General features: G+C 36.5%; 18 protein-coding genes. All 18 read left to right on the top strand.

From position 1 onward, the window contains the following. Positions 1 to 215 precede the first annotated feature (215 nt). A complete protein-coding gene (locus H6F39_RS00465) occupies positions 216 to 962 on the top strand; it encodes a hypothetical protein (protein WP_190396031.1) in 747 nt (248 codons plus the stop codon). A gap of 342 nt (positions 963 to 1,304) precedes the next feature. Then, positions 1,305 to 2,129: a hypothetical protein gene (locus H6F39_RS00460; protein WP_137908027.1), complete on the top strand. Its 825-nt coding sequence runs from the start codon at positions 1,305 to 1,307 to the stop codon at positions 2,127 to 2,129. Beyond that, entirely contained in the window at positions 2,122 to 3,000 is an 879-nt protein-coding gene (locus tag H6F39_RS00455) for a GTPase domain-containing protein (RefSeq protein ID WP_190396030.1), read from the top strand. Before H6F39_RS00460 ends, H6F39_RS00455 begins: the two co-directional genes overlap by 8 nt. Before the next feature lie 4 nt (positions 3,001 to 3,004). Continuing rightward, on the top strand, positions 3,005 to 5,281 hold the full coding sequence (locus H6F39_RS00450; RefSeq protein WP_190396029.1) for a hypothetical protein: 2,277 nt from the start codon (positions 3,005 to 3,007) through the stop codon (positions 5,279 to 5,281). Between the two features lie 231 nt (positions 5,282 to 5,512). Then, positions 5,513 to 7,096: a hypothetical protein gene (locus H6F39_RS00445; RefSeq protein ID WP_190396028.1), complete on the top strand. Its 1,584-nt coding sequence runs from the start codon at positions 5,513 to 5,515 to the stop codon at positions 7,094 to 7,096. A 61-nt stretch (positions 7,097 to 7,157) separates the two neighbouring features. After that, positions 7,158 to 7,613 carry a hypothetical protein gene (locus H6F39_RS00440; RefSeq protein ID WP_137908031.1) on the top strand — a complete coding sequence of 152 codons (456 nt, stop codon included), beginning with the start codon at positions 7,158 to 7,160 and terminating at the stop codon, positions 7,611 to 7,613. Positions 7,614 to 8,518: 905 nt separating this feature from the next. Then, positions 8,519 to 8,740: a hypothetical protein gene (locus H6F39_RS00435; protein ID WP_190371389.1), complete on the top strand. Its 222-nt coding sequence runs from the start codon at positions 8,519 to 8,521 to the stop codon at positions 8,738 to 8,740. A 92-nt stretch (positions 8,741 to 8,832) separates the two neighbouring features. Next, the gene (locus tag H6F39_RS20925; protein ID WP_255501485.1) at positions 8,833 to 8,964 is read left to right on the top strand and encodes a hypothetical protein; all 132 of its coding nucleotides are present in this window, start codon (positions 8,833 to 8,835) and stop codon (positions 8,962 to 8,964) included. A gap of 61 nt (positions 8,965 to 9,025) precedes the next feature. Further along, a complete protein-coding gene (locus H6F39_RS00430; RefSeq protein WP_190396027.1) occupies positions 9,026 to 10,165 on the top strand; it encodes a hypothetical protein in 1,140 nt (379 codons plus the stop codon). Continuing rightward, positions 10,107 to 11,387, top strand: a complete 1,281-nt coding sequence (locus tag H6F39_RS00425) for a vWA domain-containing protein (RefSeq protein WP_242028588.1) — start codon at positions 10,107 to 10,109, stop codon at positions 11,385 to 11,387. The genes H6F39_RS00430 and H6F39_RS00425 overlap by 59 nt, the downstream gene beginning before the upstream one ends. Before the next feature lie 4 nt (positions 11,388 to 11,391). Further along, a complete protein-coding gene (locus tag H6F39_RS00420) occupies positions 11,392 to 12,225 on the top strand; it encodes a hypothetical protein (protein WP_190396025.1) in 834 nt (277 codons plus the stop codon). Positions 12,226 to 12,266: 41 nt separating this feature from the next. Then, entirely contained in the window at positions 12,267 to 13,202 is a 936-nt protein-coding gene (locus H6F39_RS00415) for an ARC6/PARC6 family protein (RefSeq protein ID WP_242028587.1), read from the top strand. Between the two features lie 35 nt (positions 13,203 to 13,237). Further along, positions 13,238 to 14,725: a VWA domain-containing protein gene (locus H6F39_RS00410; RefSeq protein WP_190396024.1), complete on the top strand. Its 1,488-nt coding sequence runs from the start codon at positions 13,238 to 13,240 to the stop codon at positions 14,723 to 14,725. After that, positions 14,718 to 15,101: a hypothetical protein gene (locus H6F39_RS00405; RefSeq protein ID WP_190396023.1), complete on the top strand. Its 384-nt coding sequence runs from the start codon at positions 14,718 to 14,720 to the stop codon at positions 15,099 to 15,101. Before H6F39_RS00410 ends, H6F39_RS00405 begins: the two co-directional genes overlap by 8 nt. Positions 15,102 to 15,122: 21 nt before the next feature. Next, the gene (locus tag H6F39_RS00400; protein WP_137908038.1) at positions 15,123 to 16,514 is read left to right on the top strand and encodes a VWA domain-containing protein; all 1,392 of its coding nucleotides are present in this window, start codon (positions 15,123 to 15,125) and stop codon (positions 16,512 to 16,514) included. Positions 16,515 to 17,023: 509 nt separating this feature from the next. Next, positions 17,024 to 17,554 (top strand): FHA domain-containing protein, encoded by a 531-nt coding sequence (locus H6F39_RS00395; protein WP_137907737.1) that lies wholly within the window; start codon positions 17,024 to 17,026, stop codon positions 17,552 to 17,554. A 141-nt stretch (positions 17,555 to 17,695) separates the two neighbouring features. After that, positions 17,696 to 19,447 (top strand): PP2C family serine/threonine-protein phosphatase, encoded by a 1,752-nt coding sequence (locus tag H6F39_RS00390; RefSeq protein ID WP_190396022.1) that lies wholly within the window; start codon positions 17,696 to 17,698, stop codon positions 19,445 to 19,447. Positions 19,448 to 19,474: 27 nt separating this feature from the next. Continuing rightward, positions 19,475 to 21,607, top strand: coding sequence for a protein kinase (locus tag H6F39_RS00385; RefSeq protein WP_190396021.1), 2,133 nt, complete (start codon positions 19,475 to 19,477; stop codon positions 21,605 to 21,607). The last annotated feature ends 28 nt before the right edge of the window (positions 21,608 to 21,635 follow it).

Here is a 21,635-nt window from a genome sequence, read left to right as displayed (position 1 = left end):
CTGTACTTTGTGAATATCGGAAACTGCTGTATATTTTTTTAGATTTTTTTAGATTTTTTTAGATTTTTTACAGGGCTTGGTTTTTTCATGTCAACCTACGGAAGCTATGATTAATTTTTCAAAACTTAAAACTTGATCTAAAAATGATTATTTGTATCAAAACAATTATTGTATAATGGCACTTAAATATACCCAATGTACTAAAGATAATCAAGGTGGGAGTAGTATACATAGGCGATCGCGCAACAGGTAAGACTCACTTGGCCCTAGAGTTGGTCAACCCCAAAGGTGAATATGTCAAAGTTGCCAATCTCGATTATGACAATCTGAGGGTGCAATTGTTGGATGAGAACTCACAGCCCTACGCAACACCTCGGCAAATGCCACACCCCAGGTATTTGGAGATGGAGGTGCGGCTACCGTCTGGTAATAAGCAAATGGTGGTAGATTGGATTGATACAGCGGGGGAGGTGTGGGACAGGAATTTGCAAAAGGATGGTCCTGAAAGATGGAATCAATTTTTACAAACTCTTCGTAACAGTGAGGGCCTGTTGCTGATTTTGCCACCCCATCGGGGCATGGATTTACAACCAGGTATAGACGTGGAGCAGTTTGCCACGCAAAAACAATGGTGTAATCGTTTTGATAGGTGGGTAGAATTTTTTCATCACCAATGTCCTAATGTCAGACATTTAGCGATTTGTATCAATAAAGCTGATTTATTTTGTGATTTGACCAAGGAAGGTGGTAAACTAGCTTATAAGCCCTATGGTAGTTCCCTCAACTGGCAGCAGCGGCATATTTATGTTTTACAAAGATATTTTCGTCCGATTTATTCCCAATTAGAACAATTAAATAATGGTCTTTCCGGTGGCTCGGTGCGGTGTTTCATTACATCTATTCATCATCGAGGTTTATTAGAATTACCTTGGATTTATTTGGGTAGTTTTTTAGCGAAATAGGTGGGAATTGTGTTAAACAAATTTTTTCAGGTTTTTTCAGGGATTGAAACCAGCACCGGTCATGAGAAATCCCATCTACACAGGCAAAACCCGCCGGTACGGATTGGAAATTCATCATTTATTTAGTCCACTTTCTGCGGACTTTGTTTGTATAGCCGCGAGTTACAGCAGTTTCGGATATTGTGAAGTACAGATATTAATAATAAAACTCTTGTGGTGCGGGCATCTTGCCCGCACAAGGTGTACCTCACTCAAAGCTACTTGCTGTATATTGCTGGGACTATCTTCATCATTCTCCGTTGTTGAAATAATTAAATAATTAATTAGTTAAAAGGGTGTAACATGAGCAACATTCATATCATCGGACCACAGGCTTCTGGCAAAACTACTTATTTAGCGGCTTTGGCTTATCAACCACGAAAAGCAACATGGAAAAAGAAAAATTTTAAAGTGCAAGCATTGAATGAAGAAACCAAAGAATTAGCAGACAAAGCGGAAAACATTATTTTAGAGGGTGCATCCTTAGAACCTACTCAGAAATATGTGAAATCAATTGATGATTTGAAAGTCTATTCATTCATGATTGAAATTCAGAAAAAATGGCGAAAACTAGAGCAGCTAAACTTAGCTGTGCGAGACTATCCAGGAGAGGTTTTTAAAGAGTTAGAATCAGTCTCTACCGATCCATTACATGAAGAATTTATGAATGAGTGTTTAAGTAAAGATACTCAAGGGTGTTTAATTCTATTAACAGAGTGGAGACAAGGAACGGATAAATTTTATAAACGAGTCTTTAAAAGGTTTATAGATTTAATGGATAAACAGGGAAGATTGCATGATTTACGGTTAGCTGTAGCCATGAGTAAATGTGAACGGGGGGAACTGTGGCCTGGTCGTTTAGATCCTGAAAATGATTTATTTGCTATTCATTTCCCGGAAACTCTGTCATTTTTAAAAGACAATATTTCTCATAAAAATTTACAGTTTTATGCCATATCTACCTTTGGGGTTTTAAGAAATAAAGATCCGCGCCCCAATCGTAAGGAAGAATTAGGACAAGGGGGTAGATATTCTGTGTTACGAGAAACCGATAACTGGTCGCCCTATGGCATGATTTCACCTCTCTATTGGTTAAGTACAGGTAAGAGGATGAAAGAAGATGTTTAATTTATTTAAGAATAAAAATCAGCCCCCATTACAAAGTAGTGCAGTATTACGAATTATAGGCGATCGCACTTCTGGAAAAACCACATATATGGCCTCCTTAGCCCGATGGCCAAATGCTGATCCTGATAGTCCAGTGCAAGCTGTAACCGCAGTGGACGAAGGGGGAGAAGACCTGATCAATAAAGCTCAAAATATCTTAGAACAAGGTTTACAATTAGAACAAACTGATTTAAGTAAAAATGTGTCAGAGGTGAAAGATTGCACCTTACAAATTACGCTCAAGGAAAAAAAATTAGGTGCTAAATTACTGAATTTAAACGTCAGTTCTAAAGATTATGCTGGGGAATTTTTTACAGACTTGCTGCATAAAGTCAAAGATCCTCTATTAGATGAATATTTAGAAGACTGTTTACAGTGTAATGGTATTCTGTTTTTAGTTGATGGTAGTAGTCGGCGCAAAGACTTAGAATATGCCAATGGTTTAGATAAATTGCTGTTAGCACTAGACCGGAATGATCTGGGTGCAAGTAAGCGGCGCATTGCCTTAGTTTTGAATAAATGTGAACAATCTGATTTGTGGGTAAATCGAGATAAACCAGCATTTTTAGCATCAGCAAGGTTTCCCCAAGTTTGCAGAAAATTACAATCATGGCAACAAATGGGAGGGGGTAACATAGAATTTTTTGCAGCTTCAGCTTTTGGGATGTTGGGTAGTAAATATCCTGAACCAAATGTTAATTTATTAAGTAGAAATAGGGGAGGGGTAACAGCGGTAATTAAAAATCCCAAACTTTGGCGGCCTTTTGGTTTAGTTGCTCCCATTTATTGGCTTTGTACAGGTTCACGTCATCCAGAATTAGATAAAGGTTAAAAACATGAGTTCACCAAATATTGAAATTCACGAATTTAGTACAGGTATTCACGTTCAAGAAAGGGCTAATGGTTGGGTGTCTCTGGGTTTTACCGGACAATACATGAACGCTACTATTAACCCTATTCCTCCAGTGGTAGAAAGGTCTATTGCTAATCAGGAATTTGCTTTAACTGAAGGATCTTCTACGGAAAAGCCAGCAATTATCGGCCGAATAGTAGGAAGTGGTGATGATGTTTGGTCTGTGATGGCTGTTGTCACACGAGGACAGGATGAAGTGGGACGCAGTGCGGCTTTTTATCGTTATTTTTTGTGTCAGGGAGATCATAATTTACGGTTTATATTGGCTTGGTGGGAACAAAACCAAAAACCAACATTTAACCCCTTAGATTTTCAAGATAGTCCTTTTTTATTTATGAGAGAATCAGGTCAACCGCACCTGACAAAAGAGGATGAATCTTTACCGTTTGCACAAGATCAAGCAATAGTATTACCAGCAGAAAATCAACATGATTTATATACTCTTAACGCCCTAGCAATCACAAAATTTAACAAGTCTAAAAAAGTTTTACCTGTTGCGTGGGCTTTTAATGTAGAAGCATTGGAAAAACCAGAACGGTTTCAGGTAATTCAACCAGCATCACAAAAGGCTTATGAAGGATTAAAACGAGCTATTGCTAATGCAGGTCAGGTTGTTTCCGCAATAAATGTTGATGAAGCAGCCTTAAAATCTGCCATTCGCAGTTTAATCAATAGTTCCACTGTCAAGCCAGAAGTAGTAGAGGAAATTGTTAAAGGGTTAGAAAATAAAGAAGTTACCGCTGAATATTGGGAAAAATTATTTAATGCTCAAGGTGCGGAACAAGCCATTAGACAAAAAATTTATAGTCCCCAAATGGTGCGGTTAATAACCCTAAGAGCAATGGTAAATCCAAAAACATTACCGCAGTTTTTAGCATGGTTGAATATTCAAGGGGGTAAAAAACCTGACCAGCATCAAACTATATCTTTAGAATTGCAAAAAGCTATTCGGGGTTTATTACCTAAGGAACAACTTGCAAAAGGGATTAAATATCTACTATTAGATTTATTAAATCAGAAAATATCTGTAGATAGTCTTTGTTGGTTATTAACAACAAATGGTAGTGCTTGGGTTTATGCACAAAGACAATTTATTGCTGATATTCAGGCTGATTTACAATTAATTGATGATCATTTTTCTAGTCCTAAGACTGCATACAAAAGCAGTTCTTACCCTGATCCTAATTCAGTATTGACTACCAGTTCTTCTGTGGGTTCTGAAAATGATTCACAACTCCATCATCTTCAACCACCAATTAAAAAAGATTCATGGCAAAATAATTTTAAATGCCAAAAGCAAATTTGGGCAACTTTAATAAGTAATTGGCAAGGTATTCGACAAGGATACTACAAAGGGGAAGAATATCAACCTTTGGCTGAATTATTTAAAAAGTTCAGACAATATGATTTAGCTGCATATTTTTATCAAGTGAGTGATGGAATAGTTGACAAAGATTTATATGATGAAGTAGCTAATCAACAACATCGTCGCTCACCTGTTGTTTTTGGTTTACGTCTTGAACCGAAAAAGAATTTAATTGATCATGTCCTTGATTTTATCACCCAGGAGTATATTGTGCCAATTCAATTTGTTATTCCTCTTTCACTATTAATCTTAGTCAGTGGTTGGTTTATCGGTACGAAAAATTGGGAATCTTATACTAGTGCAACTGATATTGAAAAATCTTTGTGTAGCAAGACTTCCCAAAATGATCAAAACAAAGATATTAAAAACTGTCAGGTTATAGTTTTAAATCCAGGTTATAGTTTTAGTGAAATCAAGCAATTAATTCCAGCGGTTGTAGAGGATGTTGTTAGTGAAAAAACAAAACAAAATCCAGGAGCAGTAGAAAAAATAAAAGAAGATATAAAAAAACAATTCCTAGAAAAGTTAGAAGGTTTCACAGAAAGTACAGGACTTAAATATGAGGATTTAGACCCTGGTAAAGAACCGACAGATTTAAAGATTCAAAAGCAATGGATGACAGCAATTTATAATTATCAAATTAAAAAGAATGTAACATATAAAAAAATTATTGCAGATGCAGGTAATGGTAATAAAAGCAATGAATGTAACCCGCAAATATTCGGGAGATGTTTATGGCCATTGGGACAGAACACTACTACTAGTGATGGTGTTAATGAAAAAGATTCTGACCTTTACAAAAAATTGAAAGATGATATAAAAGCTATGAAATAAAAACAGCCAAAAGTCAATAACAAAACCAATCCGTGAGGTAGTAGAGTTAAATTACGCCACCTAGTCCCCCGGATGTATTGGTGGGAGATTGTTCCCTTTGCAAAAAGGTGGGGTAAAAACGAGATTTTGTTGTAATTCACTGTGTCCACACCGTAGCGGGGAATTAATTCCCCGTCTGACTGATTGACTGACGGGCTAAAAAAAATTACTAAAAGCTAATTTACGAAATCAATGAACTTAGAAACATCACTAAGACCAGCCATAAGGAAATTAATCCACAGTTCCCAAGTCAAACCGGAAGCGGTGGGGGTAATTGTAGCAGGGTTAGAAAATGAGAATGTCACTGCTGAAGACTGGGAAACTCTATTTAATAAAGAAGGTGCTGAAATTGCCATCAAACAAAAAATTTATAGTCCCCAATTGGTGCGGTTAATAACCCTAAGAGCAATAGTAATTCCAGAAACATTACCGGAGTTTTTGGCATGGTTGAATATGCAAGAGGTTAAGAAACCTGACCAGCATCAAACTATATCTTTAGAGTTGCAAAAAGATATTGGGCTTTTATTTCCTCGTCCTCAAGAGCAACTAACAAAAGGGATTAACTATCTAATATTAAATTTATTGAATAAGCAAATATCGGTAGATTGTGTATATTGGTTATTAACCACAGATGGTAGTGCTTGGTTTTATGCTCAAAAAGAGTTTATTACCGATGTTAAATATGATTTACAATTAATTTGTGATTATTTTGCTGGACAACTGGACCAGAAATTTTTTAACCGTCTTAAAAGTCGAAAGCAAATTTGGGCAACTTTAATAAGTAATTGGCAAGGTATTCAAAAAGGAAATCATAAAAGCGAAGAATATCAACCTTTAGCTGAATTATTGGCAAGGTTAAAAGAATATGAGTTAGCTGCATATTTCTATCAAGTGAGTCAAGGCAATGTTGCTAATGATTTATTTTATAAGATGGCTTATAAAAAATATCTCCAAATTCATCCCCATCCTACTAATGTACCTTATCAAAAATACCGCAACTCTCATATTACTGTTTACGGCTTACAGATTAAACGGAAACCGACATTGGTTGAATTTATAGATCATGTTCTTTATTTTATTACTCTGGAGGTTGATATGAAAATTCGATTTGTTGTTCCTATTTCACTATTCATCTTAGTCAGTGGTTGGTTTATCGGTACGAAAAATTGGGAATCTTATACTAGTGCAACTGATATTGAAAAATCTTTGTGTAGCAAGACTTTCCCAGATGATAAAAACTGTCAGGTTATAGTTTTAGAGCCAGAGAAAAGTTATAGTTTTAGTGAAATCAAGCAATTAATTCCAGCAGTTGTGAATGATGTTGTTAGTGAAAAAACAGGAGGTAGCACATATCAAGAATCAGGAGAATCAACAACATCATCAACAGTAGAACAAACAGAAGAAGATATAAAAAAACAAGTCCTAGAAAAGTTAGAAAGTTTAACAGGAAGTACAGCACTTCAATATGAGGCTTTAGACCCTGGTAACGAACCGACTTTAGAGATTCAAAAGCAATGGATGACAGCAATTTATAATTATCAAATTAAAAAGAATGAAACATATCAAAAAATTATTGCAGATGCAGGTAATGGTAATAAAAGCAATCAATGTAACCTGCCATTCGGGATATGTTTATGGCTATTGGGACAGAAAAATGATACTAGTAATGGTACTGATGATGTAAAAAGTTCTAACCTTTACAAAAAATTGAAAAATGATATTTCAGCAGCCATGAAACCACAACAGTCAACAGTCAAGAACAAACCCAAGCCGTGAGGTAGTAGAGTTAAATTACGCCACCTAGTCCCCCGGATGTATTGGTGGGAGATTGTTCCCTTTGCAAAAGGGTGGGGTAAAAAAGAATTTAATTGATCATGTTCTTGATTTGATTACTTTGGAGGTGGATATGAAAATTCAATTTGTTGTTCCTGTTTCACTATTAATCTTAGTCAGTGGTTCGTTTATTGATGTCAAAAATTGGCAATCTTCTACTAGTGCTATTGATATTGAAAAATCTTTGTGTAGTAAGACTTTCCACGATGATGAAAACTGTCCGGTTAGAGTTTTAGAGCCAGAGACAAGTTATGCTTTTAGTGCAATCAAGCCATTAGTTCCAGTGGTTGTAGATGATGTTATTGATGAAAAAACAAAACCAAATCAAATACCTAACAACATTAACAAAAACGGTCAAGAAATATCACGAACACAACTAAGACGAAAAAACAGAAGAACATATACGAGAAGAGGTCCTAGAAAAGTTAGAAAGAGTTTTAACAGGAAGTACAGGCCTTAAGTAGGTTGGCGTTAAAAATTGTCGTTATGACAGGGGAAGAGGTGACAGTGGACAGGTGACAGGTGACAGTGGACAGGTGACAGGGGACAGGGGAAGAGGTGACAGGTGACAGGGGACAGGTGACAGGTGACAGGGGACAGGGAAGAGGGAAGAGGGAAGAGGTAAGAGGTAAGAGGGAAGAGGTAAGAGGTAAGAGGGAAGAGGTAAGAGGGAAGAGGTAAGAGGGAAGAGGGAAGAGGTAAGAGGTAAGAGGGAAGAGGTAAGAGGGAAGAGGTAAGAGGTAAGAGGGAAGAGGTAAGAGGTAAGAGGGAAGAGGTAAGAGGGAAGAGGTAAGAGGGAAGAGGGAAGAGGTAAGAGGTAAGAGGTAAGAGGGAAGAGGGAAGAGGTAAGAGGTAAGAGGTAAGAGGGAAGAGGTAAGAGGGAAGAGGTAAGAGGCTTCGCCGTGAGCGTCAGCCGAACGGTTTTGGGTAACTTTACTTTTCGTTACTTATGTCGGTTTTTTCCGTTCACCTACTTAGTTCGTAAAAAAGTTCCGTAATTTTACCCCACGAAAGTCCCCCTCAAGGAGGGAAATAAGAAAATCTGGTTTTTTTCTATAAGGGGGGAAATCAGAAAATACTGAATTGTTGTACAATGTGGGGGGATGTTTTAAACGTGGTGTCCGGTAATTTTACTCCACGAAAGTCCCTCCCAAGGGGGGAAATAAGAAAATCTGGTTTTTTTATAAGGAGGGGAAATAAAAAATACAAAAAATACTGAATTGTTGTAAAATATAAATACTGCATTGAAAATGATAAATTGCAAAAACGCCACAGTGAAACCATCATTTCCTGGGGAATGCTACCCTAAGGAAGTTTGTAAATTTATAGGTTTCCTTTCCTTACTGACAATAAGAGGATAAAAAAATGAATACTAAATTACTTGATTCCCTGATTCAAGTTATTAACTCTTTAAATGATGAAGAAAAAAAGATCATCTCTCAAAATATAACTACATCGTTTCCTGTGCAGCAAAATAATTCTATAAATTTAGAAAATGAACCATTTATTGGCATGTGGAAAGATAGAAAAGATATGGAAGATAGTAATCAATGGTTGCGTCAGTTAAGACAAAATCAGTGGAAATAGAAGATGAATAACATTATTGTTGTAGATACCGATATTTTAATTGACTCTGCTAGAAGTATTCAAGTTGCTATTGATAAACTTGAATCATTAAATTGAGTCATGGGCTATTAATTCCTGACGCTTTTATTGCAGCAATAGCAATTAGTATTAATGGTTATTTACTAAGCAAAAATCAAAGTGATTATCGCTTTATTAACGAACTCAATTTACACCCTTATCCCTAAAAATTAATCTAAAAATTAATATTTAAGATTAATATTTAAGCAACTAAAGGATACAGCAACCATGAGAATCTACCTTTACATACTAGCCGGCATGACATCGGCTTTACTAGGCTGGAATATAGGTCAATTTTTCCTCACAGATTTGGGGTTATTTACACAATTTCCCGAAATTACCCTTTTTCCCTGTATAGCGGTTTCCCTGGCTTTTGGTATGGTAATGAATGAAATATTTGTCAGTAACCCCACCAGACCAAAACGCAGTTTTCAAACGGCACAAAAGCCCCTATTAATAGCTTTGGGTTTAGGGATACTTTCTGGTTTAATTGCTGGTATTATTTCCCAAATCCTGTTTTTACCAATTATTAGTGTACCGACTCCCATTGTGAGAACATTAGGATGGTTATTAATTGGTAGTTCTGTGGGTATTGCAGAGGGTTTAAGTTGGCGTTGGTACAGCATGGAGGCGGGGAGTAAAAAACGCTTTCAACAAAGACTAAAAACCAGCTTCATTGCTGCTAGTGGGGCAAGTCTTGCCGCAGCAATTATATTTGAGATCATTCGCGTTATGTTGGGGACAATGCCGGCACAATTCAAGGGTGTAGAAGATCCTATTGGTTTTTCTATTTTAGGTTTATTACTGGGTGGGGTTTTTAGTCTCACCAATTCCCCTAGTTATCTCGCGGCTTTGCGGGCTGGTCGTGGTTTTGAATATAGGGAGATTAAACCAGATATTAAACCAAACATTCAACTAAACATTCAACCAGACACTAAAAATCATGATCAGGACTCGGAACTACCCACCCTTAACCAATCTTATCCCTACATTAATAAATCGGTGCTTTCTTTTGTCACACCACATGATAGCTTGAATGAGGATGAAATAGAAGAAGGTTTATCTATCTCATTACCGGGAAATCAGACTATTACCATTGGTTCTAGTATTGACAGCACTATTTCTATTCCTGGTCTACCTCCCCACCTGGCCGATATTCAATTAGAAAACCGGACGGCGCTGCTTATTCCTGATAAACAGTTCTTTTATGCCATAGAAATAAATAGTGTCCGTACAAAATCTCGAAAGATGATCCCCTTGAAGCATAATTATGTATTGACCTTTTACACCATTGAGGGAGATGAGATTAATGAGGAAAAATATTATCGCTTTGTCTACTACAACCGCTTTTTGGACCCCCAGGCTTAGTCTATCCTTGTTGTTGCTTCTGACTATGGTTTGTCCTAGTTTAGCCCAGGTAAAAAAGGCAGAAATCATTGGTAGTCCCACATTCAAAGATGACAGGGTAACAATTAGAATTAAGGTTAAAGGTGGAGATGATAGGCCTGTCATGGGTTTGGAAGATACTAATTTTAAATTGACGGTTGATAAAAAGGAGGTCAAGTTAAAACCTAAAGATTGGAAAAGCCCAGAAGAGACTGTACCTCCTCCCGCTTGGATTGTAGTTCTACTAGATTTTAGTGGCAGTATGAATCAAGTAGATAGTGGTGGCACTAAAAAAATAGCGGGTGCGATTAATGCAATTCGTGAATTTACTAAAATTTCTGCTGAACGGGGTGGAAATACTCAAATTTCTATTGTTCCTTTTGGTAAAGCTGGTAGTAAGTGTCCCGAATCCCCTGTAAATAAAGAAACTCTGGATAAATTTTTGGCGGCCAATGATTTTAAACTGCAAAATAATCTGGATTATCTCAAAAGTTTGACTCCCTGTGCGTCTACAGATTTATATGAACCTTTAACCAAAGCGGTGAAGTTTTTAGGTAATTCTGAGGACTCCCGTTTTTCTTTACCAGAAAATTCTTTCCAACCACAACCTAGATTATCAATAATTCTCCTGTCTGACGGATATCACAATGTACCTAATGAGGGGGCTGATTTTGCATCTTTAACTAAGTTGCTGAAAAGACATGAAAATATTACGGTACATACTTTAGGTTATGGGTTGACACCGGAACAATTAGGTGTAAAATATAAATTAGGCAGACCTGCTACTCGTGCTGATTTGAAAAAGGGTAAGGTACCAGAGGCAGAATTTGTAGACCAAAAAAGACTGGGGGAAATTGCTAAATTAACGGGGGGAATTGCGGAGTTTTCTGGTAATGCGGAAAGGATAGCCGAGAACTTGCAATTATTTCTGAATGCGTTGTTAGGAGAGTATGAAATTACCTTTACTCAACAGGACGCAGAACGGGGTTCTAAACATCAGGTGCAGGTGGAAGTGAGTTCTCAAAAAGGTAAAGCTAAGGAGTCGCAAATCATAGAATATATTATGCCTGTCTTTGGGCGATCGCTGCCTTTGGGAGTACGTCTGATTATGGTCATATCGGTGTTATTAATAGTTATAATTGGTGGGGTAGTCCCTTTTCACTATTGGGGAAAATATCTCAAAGCAGAAGCACAAAGAGATTAATAATATGGGTGTATTTGCAAAATATGGGCGAATATGTTTATTTTCTTTGAGTCTTTATTTTCTCACTGCTTGTTCTCAAAATCAGCTAGGAAATCAAGTCATTACTTCCCAATGTCCTACTCAACCAACAGCAGTTTTAGAAACCAACAATGTTAAAGCTATTTCTCTAGGTTCTCAGGCTATTAAGGAAACAGGTATGGTGACTAATAATAAATCCCTTGGTTATACTTTTACGGCTAAATCAGGTGACAAACTGGTTTATCAAACTAATCAAGATGTTTGTATTTGGGTTTATACACCAAATAATCAATTAATTACTAATTCTATTTTACCTCTTGATGGTAAATATACTGTTCAAGTTGCTGCTATGAATGGTTCTACTACCTTTGATTTAGGATTGGAATTAGAAAACGATGCAGATAAATCATTATCATCAGTAGAACCAACACCTTTAAAAACTAGTCAAACACCTTTAGAAACCAGTCAAACTAATATAGAAAATTCACCCAGAAAAGATGCGGCTGATTTTATTAGAAATCATTATTTATCTTTAAACAACCGTGAATATAGTCAAACGAGGAATCAACTATCAAATCAGTTTAAAAATAAATATTCTGGTACTTATGCAGAATATCAACAATGGTGGGATAGTGTGAAAGAAATAAAAATTGGTGATGTTAAAATTGTCAATGATAATGGTGATAATGTTACTTTAGATGTAGAATTATGGTATTATATGAATAATGGGAAAACTGTTCAAGATTCTCGCAATCGTATTTATTTAATCTGGAATCAAAATGATAGTAAATGGTTAATTAATGATAAATCCGCACCATGATGAAAATTAATTCTTGTTTAGCAAACCTGAGATGATTTAATATGTTGAAAAATTTGGTTGTGTACTCTACCTGTTTATCAGTTATCGGTTGTCAAACAATAGAAAATCCTCTAGCCAATGTTTCCTCTAATGCTATCAGTTCCTCTGGTTGTGGGGAAAAACCCATGGTTTCCTTGAGTGGAAAAGATGTAGAGGAGGTTGTATTAAATGAAAGTACAGTTACTAAGTCTGGTCAGGTTAGCGCTAATAAAAATGTTGGTTATACCTTTACAGCAACAACAGGACAAAAGTTAAGTTATAATACAGATGCGGATGTTTGTCTTTGGGTATTTACTCCAGATAATACAATTTTCAAAGGTGGAGAGTTACCCAGAAATGGTAAATATATTATTCAAGTTGCTGCACCTCAAGGGGTAAAAACCTTTGATTTAACAATGGGTTTAGGGGTTTTAGAGACTGCTGCTAGTATCCCTACTGTATCACCCACTGATACTCCTGAAGCAACTTCTGAAAGGACTTCTGATAATAATAATTATCAATCTAGTTCAGAAAAAAATAATATCCAACCGGAAAATGATATTTCTCAAGAACAAGCATTAGAATTAGTCGAGAAATGGTATGCAGCTAAACCCCGCATATTTGCACCACCTTTTGATAGAGATTTATTAAATGAACTAGCCACAGGAAAACTTTATCAAAGGGTGGGAGGTGAAGATGGTTCAATAGACTGGTTACAAAAATATAATTATTACTATACATATAATAAATCAGCAATTACAAATATTATGGGTTTTTCTAATTCTGGAAGCAGACCATATATTAAAGTTAGAATTGTAGAGGAATTATATTTACAGGGTGAAAAAGGAATTGATCAAACAAATTCTGGTGAATATCAAACTGATTATATTTATTTCTTTGCAAAAGACAATGGTACATGGAAAATATATAATAATGAAAAAATATCTGATGCTGGTTAATAGTTTCTATTAAAAAACAATCTTTAATAAACGGTATGCTTAACCCATTTAAACGCTTAAAAAATAACAAACCCCTACTATTTGGAATATACGGTGCTAGTGGATGTCTCACAGCCGCAATTCTATTAGGAGAACCATTTTTGGACTTAACCGAAGGTAAATCAAACCCACCTGCTTCCGTCACTCCCCAAGCCATAGTTTTATTAATTGACACATCTGGAAGTATGAGTGATGGAAAATTAACAGAGGTGAAAACAGCAGCTAGTAGATTTATAGAACGTCGTGATTTACAAAAAGATCAACTAGCAGTAGTCAGTTTTGGAGGGGAAATTAAAACCGCTACCCCACTCACACAGGACGCTAACACCTTAAAAAATGCCGTTGATACTCTATCAGAAAGTGGAGGTACACCAATGGCTGAAGGTATTGACGCGGCTTTAGGAGAATTACAAACAACTGCATTAAATAAAAATATCATTTTATTTACCGATGGTGTACCAGATGACCCTAATTTGGCTTATAATTCAGCCTTAGTTACCACAAAAACAGGAGTAAAATTAATTGCAGTTGCTACTGGGGATGCGGATTTAAGTTATTTAACTCAAATTACAGGCGATTCCTACGGAGCGCTTCGCTATCGCTCCTTAGTATTTTATGCTAATTCTGGTCAATTTGAGCAAGCATTTCGCAACGCCGAAGCCGCAATTTATAAACAATTACTGGGATCTAATTCCGGCGAAAACTACAGTATCATTGCTTTAGTATTAAGCACTGGTGGTTGGACAGCATTTTTAGCCATGGGAATATCCCTGGCTTTAATTATGGGACAAAACCGCTATACGCGCTTGCCGTTATTAACAGTACGTAAAGGCATTATTAGCACCTTTGGTAGTCTAGCTGCGGGTATGATAGCAGGTGCAACCGGACAAATTGTATTTTTACCTTTCTCCAGTATAGCTGGGTTAGAAATAACTGGGTATATTGTCGCCTGGGTGATTCTGGGTGCATTAGTAGGAGGAGGGACTAGGTTTTTTGTTCCCAATTTAAAACTAAAAAATGCTTTATTAGGTGGAACAGTTGGGGGAGGAATTGGTGGTAGTGGTTTCTTAATTACACGCAGTATTTTTGGCGATGTTTTGGGGCGTTTATCCGGTACGTCTATGATCGGGTTTTTCATTGGTTTAATGATCGCCTGGATAGAACAAAAGCAGTTAGAATCACAACCTTATCTATTAGTAAATTGGACTGCAACGGAACAAACCACCTATTTATTAGGGACAAAGCCAATTTTAATTGGTAGTTTTTTAAATGTAGAAATTCCCTTAAATGCCTCCGATGGATTTACACCGATTACTGCTAAAATCTTTAAAGAAGGAGAAAACATTATTATGCAGTTTGATCAAGAGTATGCAGCTAGAAAAAATATGAAAAAAACCAGTCAAGCTCTAAAAGTTGGTGATACCCGCAAATTAGGACAAATCACTATAGAAGTTAAAGATAAGACTGTTACTGCGAATGGTTAAATATACATTTCATCTGCAACCTAAGGATTCACCAGAACAATACAGTTACACTTTAGATCTAAACCCAAGTCAAGAAGATATGCCAGAACAGATTTTTACCCCCGCTATCAAAGAAGATATCCGCGCAACCTTGCAAAAACTCAGCCTGTCAGCTATAAAAGATCATCAACTCAACAACATTATTCAAACTTGGATCAAGGATATTAGAGAAGGATATAGATTTAGTTCTCTGACTCTCAACTTGCGGTTATTAATAGAGGAAAATATTGACCAACTCCAGGAAATGGGAAATCAAGAAATCCCGAAAATAATTGACCCGGATTTATCGGATCTAGAACCTGAATTTGGGATGCTTCCCCCTTTAAATTTTATTTAATTATTCAATTAGGAAAGAAAAATGCAGAATAATATTAACATTAATATTACTCCCCACCGGGAATTTATGCCAGCAGATACAGCAGCACAAAAATTATTTGTGATGTTGAAATTACGTCCCACCAAAGATATAGCTACCAGTCGTCCCTCCACAACCTTTACCTTTGTCATTGATACTAGTGGATCAATGTATGAGCTAATATTAGGAGAGTCAAAACCAACGGGTATTATTTATGAACAGGATGGTAAAAAATATGAAAAGGTTATCGGTGGAAAATCGAAAATAGATCTAGTCATTGAATCCTTATTAGCATTAGTGCGTTCAGGAAAATTGACAACTAGCGATCGCATTGCTATAGTCCAATTTGATGATCATGCTTCCCAAATTATTGGTTTAACCAGTGCGACAGAAATCAACCACATAGAAACGGCCATTGAGAAACTTCGGGAATTTTCTGGTGGTACACGCATGGGACTAGGATTACGTACTGCTTATGATATTTTAAGTGAACAACAAATGACAGTCAGACGGACTTTGTTATTTACGGACGGACAAACATTTGATGAGGATCAATGTCGGTCAATTTCTAGTAATTTCGCCACTAATAATATCCCCATTACCGCATTGGGAGTGGGAGAATTTAATGAAGACTTACTTACCCATCTTAGCGATACTACAGGGGGAAAATTACTTTATATAGTTCCGGGAAAAGCCATAGGTACACAAATTTCTATCCTCGACTTACCCGATAAAATTATAGACGAATATAGCCAAGCCCAACAAGAGGTTATCACCAACTTAGCTCTAACAGTGAAAACAGTCAAAGGTGTGGAATTGACTCGCATAGTTCGGGCTTACCCGACCCAAGCCGAGTTTCCTATTAATCAAGATCCTCATCCTATAGGAAATGCGATCGCTAATGACGAAACCATATTTATCCTAGAATTTACCATTAATAATCGCCCCGCTGGTCGTGTGCGTATCGCCCAGGTGGGAATGACTTATGATATACCTGGACAAAAAATCCGTGGTGAACTACCACCAGAGAACCTAATTATCCAATTCATTCCTGGACAACAAAATGCAGCCCAAGTCAATCAAGAAGTCATGGATTATGTACAACAATGCAACATAGCCAACCTCGTCAACCAAGCCACAAAAATAGCGGAACAAGATCCACAAAAAGCCGAACAAATATTAGAAACAGCCCGCCGCATGACCGTAAAAATCGGCAATAAAGACATGACCGAATCCTTAAACAACGCCCAGGAAGAACTGCGAAAAACCCGAAAAATATCCGATGGAACTCGGAAAACCGTAAAAATGGGGGCAAAAGGTAAAACCGTAAAAATGGGGGATGATATTAACGAAATGCTTTCAGAAGCAGAAATGAGAAAACTCACAGGAACGTAAATATAGCAGAAGTTAGGAGTGAGACTGATTCAAATATCTAATAAGCTGTTGTGTATTTAATTTGTATAAGTCTGGCGGGCAAGATGCCCACCCCACAAGATTTAACTATTTTAGGATAAGTCTGGCGGGCAAGATGCCCACCCCACAAGATTTAACTATTTTAGGATAAGTCTGGCGGGCAAGATGCCCACCCCACAAGATTTAACTATTTTAGGATAAGTCTGGCGGGCAAGATGCCCACCCCACAAGATTTAACTATTTTAGGATAAGTCTGGCGGGCAAGATGCCCACCCCACAAGATTTAACTATTTTAGGATAAGTCTGGCGGGCAAGATGCCCACCCCACAAGATTTAACTATTTTAGGATAAGTCTGGCGGGCAAGATGCCCACCCCACAAGATTTAACTATTTTAGGATTATACAATTTAGGTGCGTAACAGCTTATCTAATAATTGTAATTGTCTGGGTGCGAAAAAAGATTAATAATTAAAAACGAGGAGAAAAACACAATGATTACCTGTACAGTTTGCGGCTATGATCAAAATTTAGACAATTCAGGATTTTGTAATGCTTGCGGTTCAGAACTACAAACCATAGCACAAATCACAATCACACCACAACCAAAAATAGAACCAACTTTAGCGCCTACAGTCATTCAACCAACCACACCACAACCCAACTATCCCCCAATTACCAACACATTTACCAAAGCCAAACTAACATCCAAACAAACAAAGGCCCCCATACCAGAATTTATCATAGATAATAACGCTATTGTGGGCATATTTGATCCAGACACAGGACCAGTAGAAATTGATTTAGAACAATTTTTCGGTGGAGAAACAGTTTCTCGCAATCATGCGGAAATTTATCAAGAATTAGGAACATGGAAAATCAAAGACTTAGGTTCTACCAACGGAGTATTTATCAAAGCACCAGGACAAACTCGCTTTAGTGCTAGAATTACCATACCCACACCCTTAAATTCGGGTGATGAAATAGCCTTTGGTAAAGTTAGATTTCTCTTTGAAGCCGGCTAAAAAAATCAAAAAGATTCTCTGGTGGAGTGGGCATACTATGGCTAACGCCACGCTACGCGAACGACAAGTGTTACAGTGAGCTTGTCGAACTGCTCAGTACAAGTCTTGCCCGCAATTCACTACTATAATTCTTATAAATCCATGAATGAACCCACAAATCAAAACCCATTAATAATTAAAGAAAACATCTGTTTTCAACTGCAAAACCTGCAAATAGAAATCATTTCCTATTTAGGACAACTCACACCTAATATTGATTATTTTCAGGTCAATATCGCATCAGAAAAACCCGGTTTACTGAGAATAGGTGCAATTGACAGCGCACTCAACCGAGAACTGGAACTGAGAAAAAAACTAGGTGATTACAAACTAATTACCGAACTACTGGCACACAGCGAAGACAATATAACTATTGATATTAAATTTGATATTAAATTTGATATTAAATTTGATATTAAACCACAAAATACACCAGAAATTGAAACTACCATTTCTCCTATTGTAGAAATAGATACAGCTTCAGAATATTTAGCAGAGGAATATTTAGCAGAGGAATATTATCCAGAAACAGCAATTAGCACCAATATATCAAATCAAAAACTGCTAATTCTTACCTACCTTCCCAGGGAAAATCAAACCTTAGAAACTTGGTTAAAAACTGAACACACTTTAGAAGAATCATTATTAATTACCGGGCAAATTTGTCAATTATTCCGCTATATATCTCAAAGAGAATGGTGTGTTATTAACATCTTACCGCAATTTATTAAAATAGGAACACCCATAGAATTTTTCGACCTGACCAATGCCTATCCTGTGAATGAAATTCTCACTTCTGGACTGGTGGGAAATTATTGTGATCCTGAATTAGCATACTGTAAAAGTCCTATTCAAGAAACAATGAGTAGTTATACAGTTGCAGCATTATTATATCAGATAATTCACAAACAAACATTACCAACAGACCAAAGGGAAGAAATAGAAATTAGTCCTATTCCTATTATCCATCAAATTCTCAAAATTTGCTTATCTACCCTACCACAAGAAAGATTTACATTAGAACAACTCCTACAAATATTAGTTAACACCCGTCAAGAAATCAGCACACCAAAGATTAACTGGGAAATAGCCAGCAGTTCTACGGTTGGCTTATCAATAAATAGGTTAAAAAATGAAGACAACTATGGCATTAAATACCAAAAAATCAGTGATACAGAAACTATGATTTTAGGGGCTATAGCTGATGGTATGGGGGGAATGTCCCAAGGAGAAATAGCTAGTAAATTGGCAATAAAAACAGTTTTAGAGACAGCAATTTTTCCCGAATATCCAAATATAGAACAATACCAGGAATGGTTAACAAACTTATTTACTCAAGCTAACGAAACAGTATCTAATCAAGTTAAGGAAGGAGGAACAACCCTAAGCGTTATTTTTGCCAGATCCCAACAATTAATAATTAGTCATGTTGGTGATAGTCGCATTTATTTACTACGTCAAGGAGAAATAAAACAACTCAGCGAAGATCATTCGCTTGTGGCTATGTTAGTAGCTAGTGGACAAATTACACCAAGCCAAAGTTTAGAACATCCAGATAGAAATGTGCTGATAAAATCCATCGGTACAAAACGCAGATTAAGTGATGGTTACGTCCAAAATCTCAAACAAACTACCCCAGAATTATCTATGCAACTAGCACATCAAGATATTCTTTTATTATGTTCTGATGGTGTTTGGGATGTTGTTTCTAAAAACGAACTAGAGGAAATTTTCACCATTGATCATGATCAAAACTTACAAACATCAGTGAATTTGACTATCAATAAAGTTTTAGAACGTGGTGCATCTGATAATGCTACCCTGTTAGCATTACAATTTTTAGTTAATACCTAGATTACTGACCATTACCCATTACCGATTATGTCTATTCAATGTCCAACCTGTCTGACTGACAACGATGATCATCAAAGTAGCTGTATCGCTTGCGGTACACCTTTAACCTCTTCTGCGACTACATCAAATCTGCATTTATCACCGGGAACATTATTAGGAAATGGCAGATATAGAATAGATAACATATTAGGACAAGGTGGGTTTGGTATTACATACACAGCCACTTATATCTCCAATTCTACCAAAGTCGCTATTAAAGAACTATGGCCAGAAAATGCTGCTAGACAAGGTAATACGGTTTTGTGGCCTATGTCCATTACTCCCGTACAGCGTCAACAACAACTACAACAGTTCCAGGTAGAGGCTAATTATTTACAAAAATGTGTTCATCCTCATATCGTCAGAATTTATGAGTGGTTTACAGAAAATGATACCGCATACATGATAATGGAATTACTTGTTGGTAAATCATTAGATAAAATCTTACTAGAAACAGGGATACTGGCGGAAAATCAAATTAAAAATTATTTTGTGCAAATTGCTGGGGCTTTAAAAGTTATTCATAGTCATAATTTACTACATCGAGACATCAAACCCGAAAATATTATTATTGTTCCCCCGGATAAAGCCGTATTAATTGATTTTGGTGCAGCTAGAGAATTTATTGCCGGTCAAACTGGGGATATGACGCGAATATTAACTCCTGGATATGCACCTTATGAACAATATATTCAAAAAAGTAAGCGTTTTCCTAGTACAGACCTTTATGCCTTATGTGCATCAATGTATGAATTATTGACTGGGAAATTACCAATAGAAGCTACGGATAGAGCTAGTGCTTTTTTACAAGGTAGTTCCGTGGATAAATTAATATCACCCCGACAACTACGCTCTGATTTAAGTTTTTTAATGGAAAAAGTTATTCTCACAGGAATGCAATTTAGGGTAGAGGATAGATTTCAAACGGCTGATGAATTAATTAATGCACTTCAAGGTAAATTTGTCACTCCTCAACATCAACGGGCTAAAGAATTAGTCAAACAAGGTCAATTAGTTGATGCTGTTCAAGCATATCAAAAATATTTGCAAGTTGCACCAGATCATGGAGAAGCAGCGGTAGAACTAGCATTATTACAAATATATGTTGATGATCAACAAGCAGAAATAGCGGCAAAAAAAGCTATTCAATTACAACCAAATGACGGTAGAGGTTATGGAGTTTTAGGGTTGATTAATTGTCGGCAAAAAAATTGGCAAGAAGCAGTTAAAAATCTAGAAAAAGGGGTTAAATTATCTCCTGAACAAGTGTGGATACAGACTAATTTGGCGTGGGCTTTAGGTAAAGCTGGTAATTTAAAAATGGCGGAAAATACAGTCAATCAAGCATTACAGTTACAGCCTGATTGTACGTTTGCGTTGGGTTTACAAGCTTGGATATATATACAGCAACAACAATGGAAATTAGCCATTCGTGCAGCCACACAAGGAATTTTTAAATCACAGCAAATCCAAAATAATAACTATAATAATAACTATGATCATTTACCTTGGCTATATCCTTATTTGATTCTAGCTTTGGAAAAAGCCGTTTTTACTAAACAGGTTAATGATGTAGATAGAAGAATTGAGGAATTTATTAATCAGGTGCCTGATAGTGCTTTAGCTTGGGGTTTAAAGGCTTGGAAACAATGTAGTCAGGATTTATGGAATGAGGCCTTAACTAGTTTTCAACAAGCCAGCAGTCACAAGTTAGTTCCTGGATGGGTGTTAATTAATTATGGCATTACTCAGGAAAATTTACAAGGTTATCAAAGTGCTATTCAAATCTATGAGAATTTTTTACAAAAGTTTACTGAACCCCAAGCCGTTCAGGCTTTTGTTTTATTTCGTCTCGGTACTTTATATGGCCAGGTAGGAGAGTTGCAGAAGGCAAGGTTATGTCTGGAAAAAGCGATTAAATATAATCCTGGTTATGCTGAAGCTTATCATAATTTAGGTTGGGTATTGCTGAATATTAAAAGTCAAGATGGACAGGTGGAAAACAGCCGAGAAATGTTATCTGCTTATGGTAAAGCGGCGGAATTATATGCAAAGGAACAAAAATTACCAATGAGTTTAAGTATTAAACAGGCTTTTCAATTCATAGGAGTGAATATTTAGTTAAAGGTTGTTGATGCGCGATCGCTTA

The organism is Dolichospermum sp. FACHB-1250 (assembly GCF_014696335.1).
Classification (GTDB): domain Bacteria; phylum Cyanobacteriota; class Cyanobacteriia; order Cyanobacteriales; family Nostocaceae; genus Dolichospermum; species Dolichospermum planctonicum.
The sequence above is the reverse complement of the archived record's forward strand: the minus strand, read 5'-3'. Positions and strand labels throughout refer to the sequence as shown.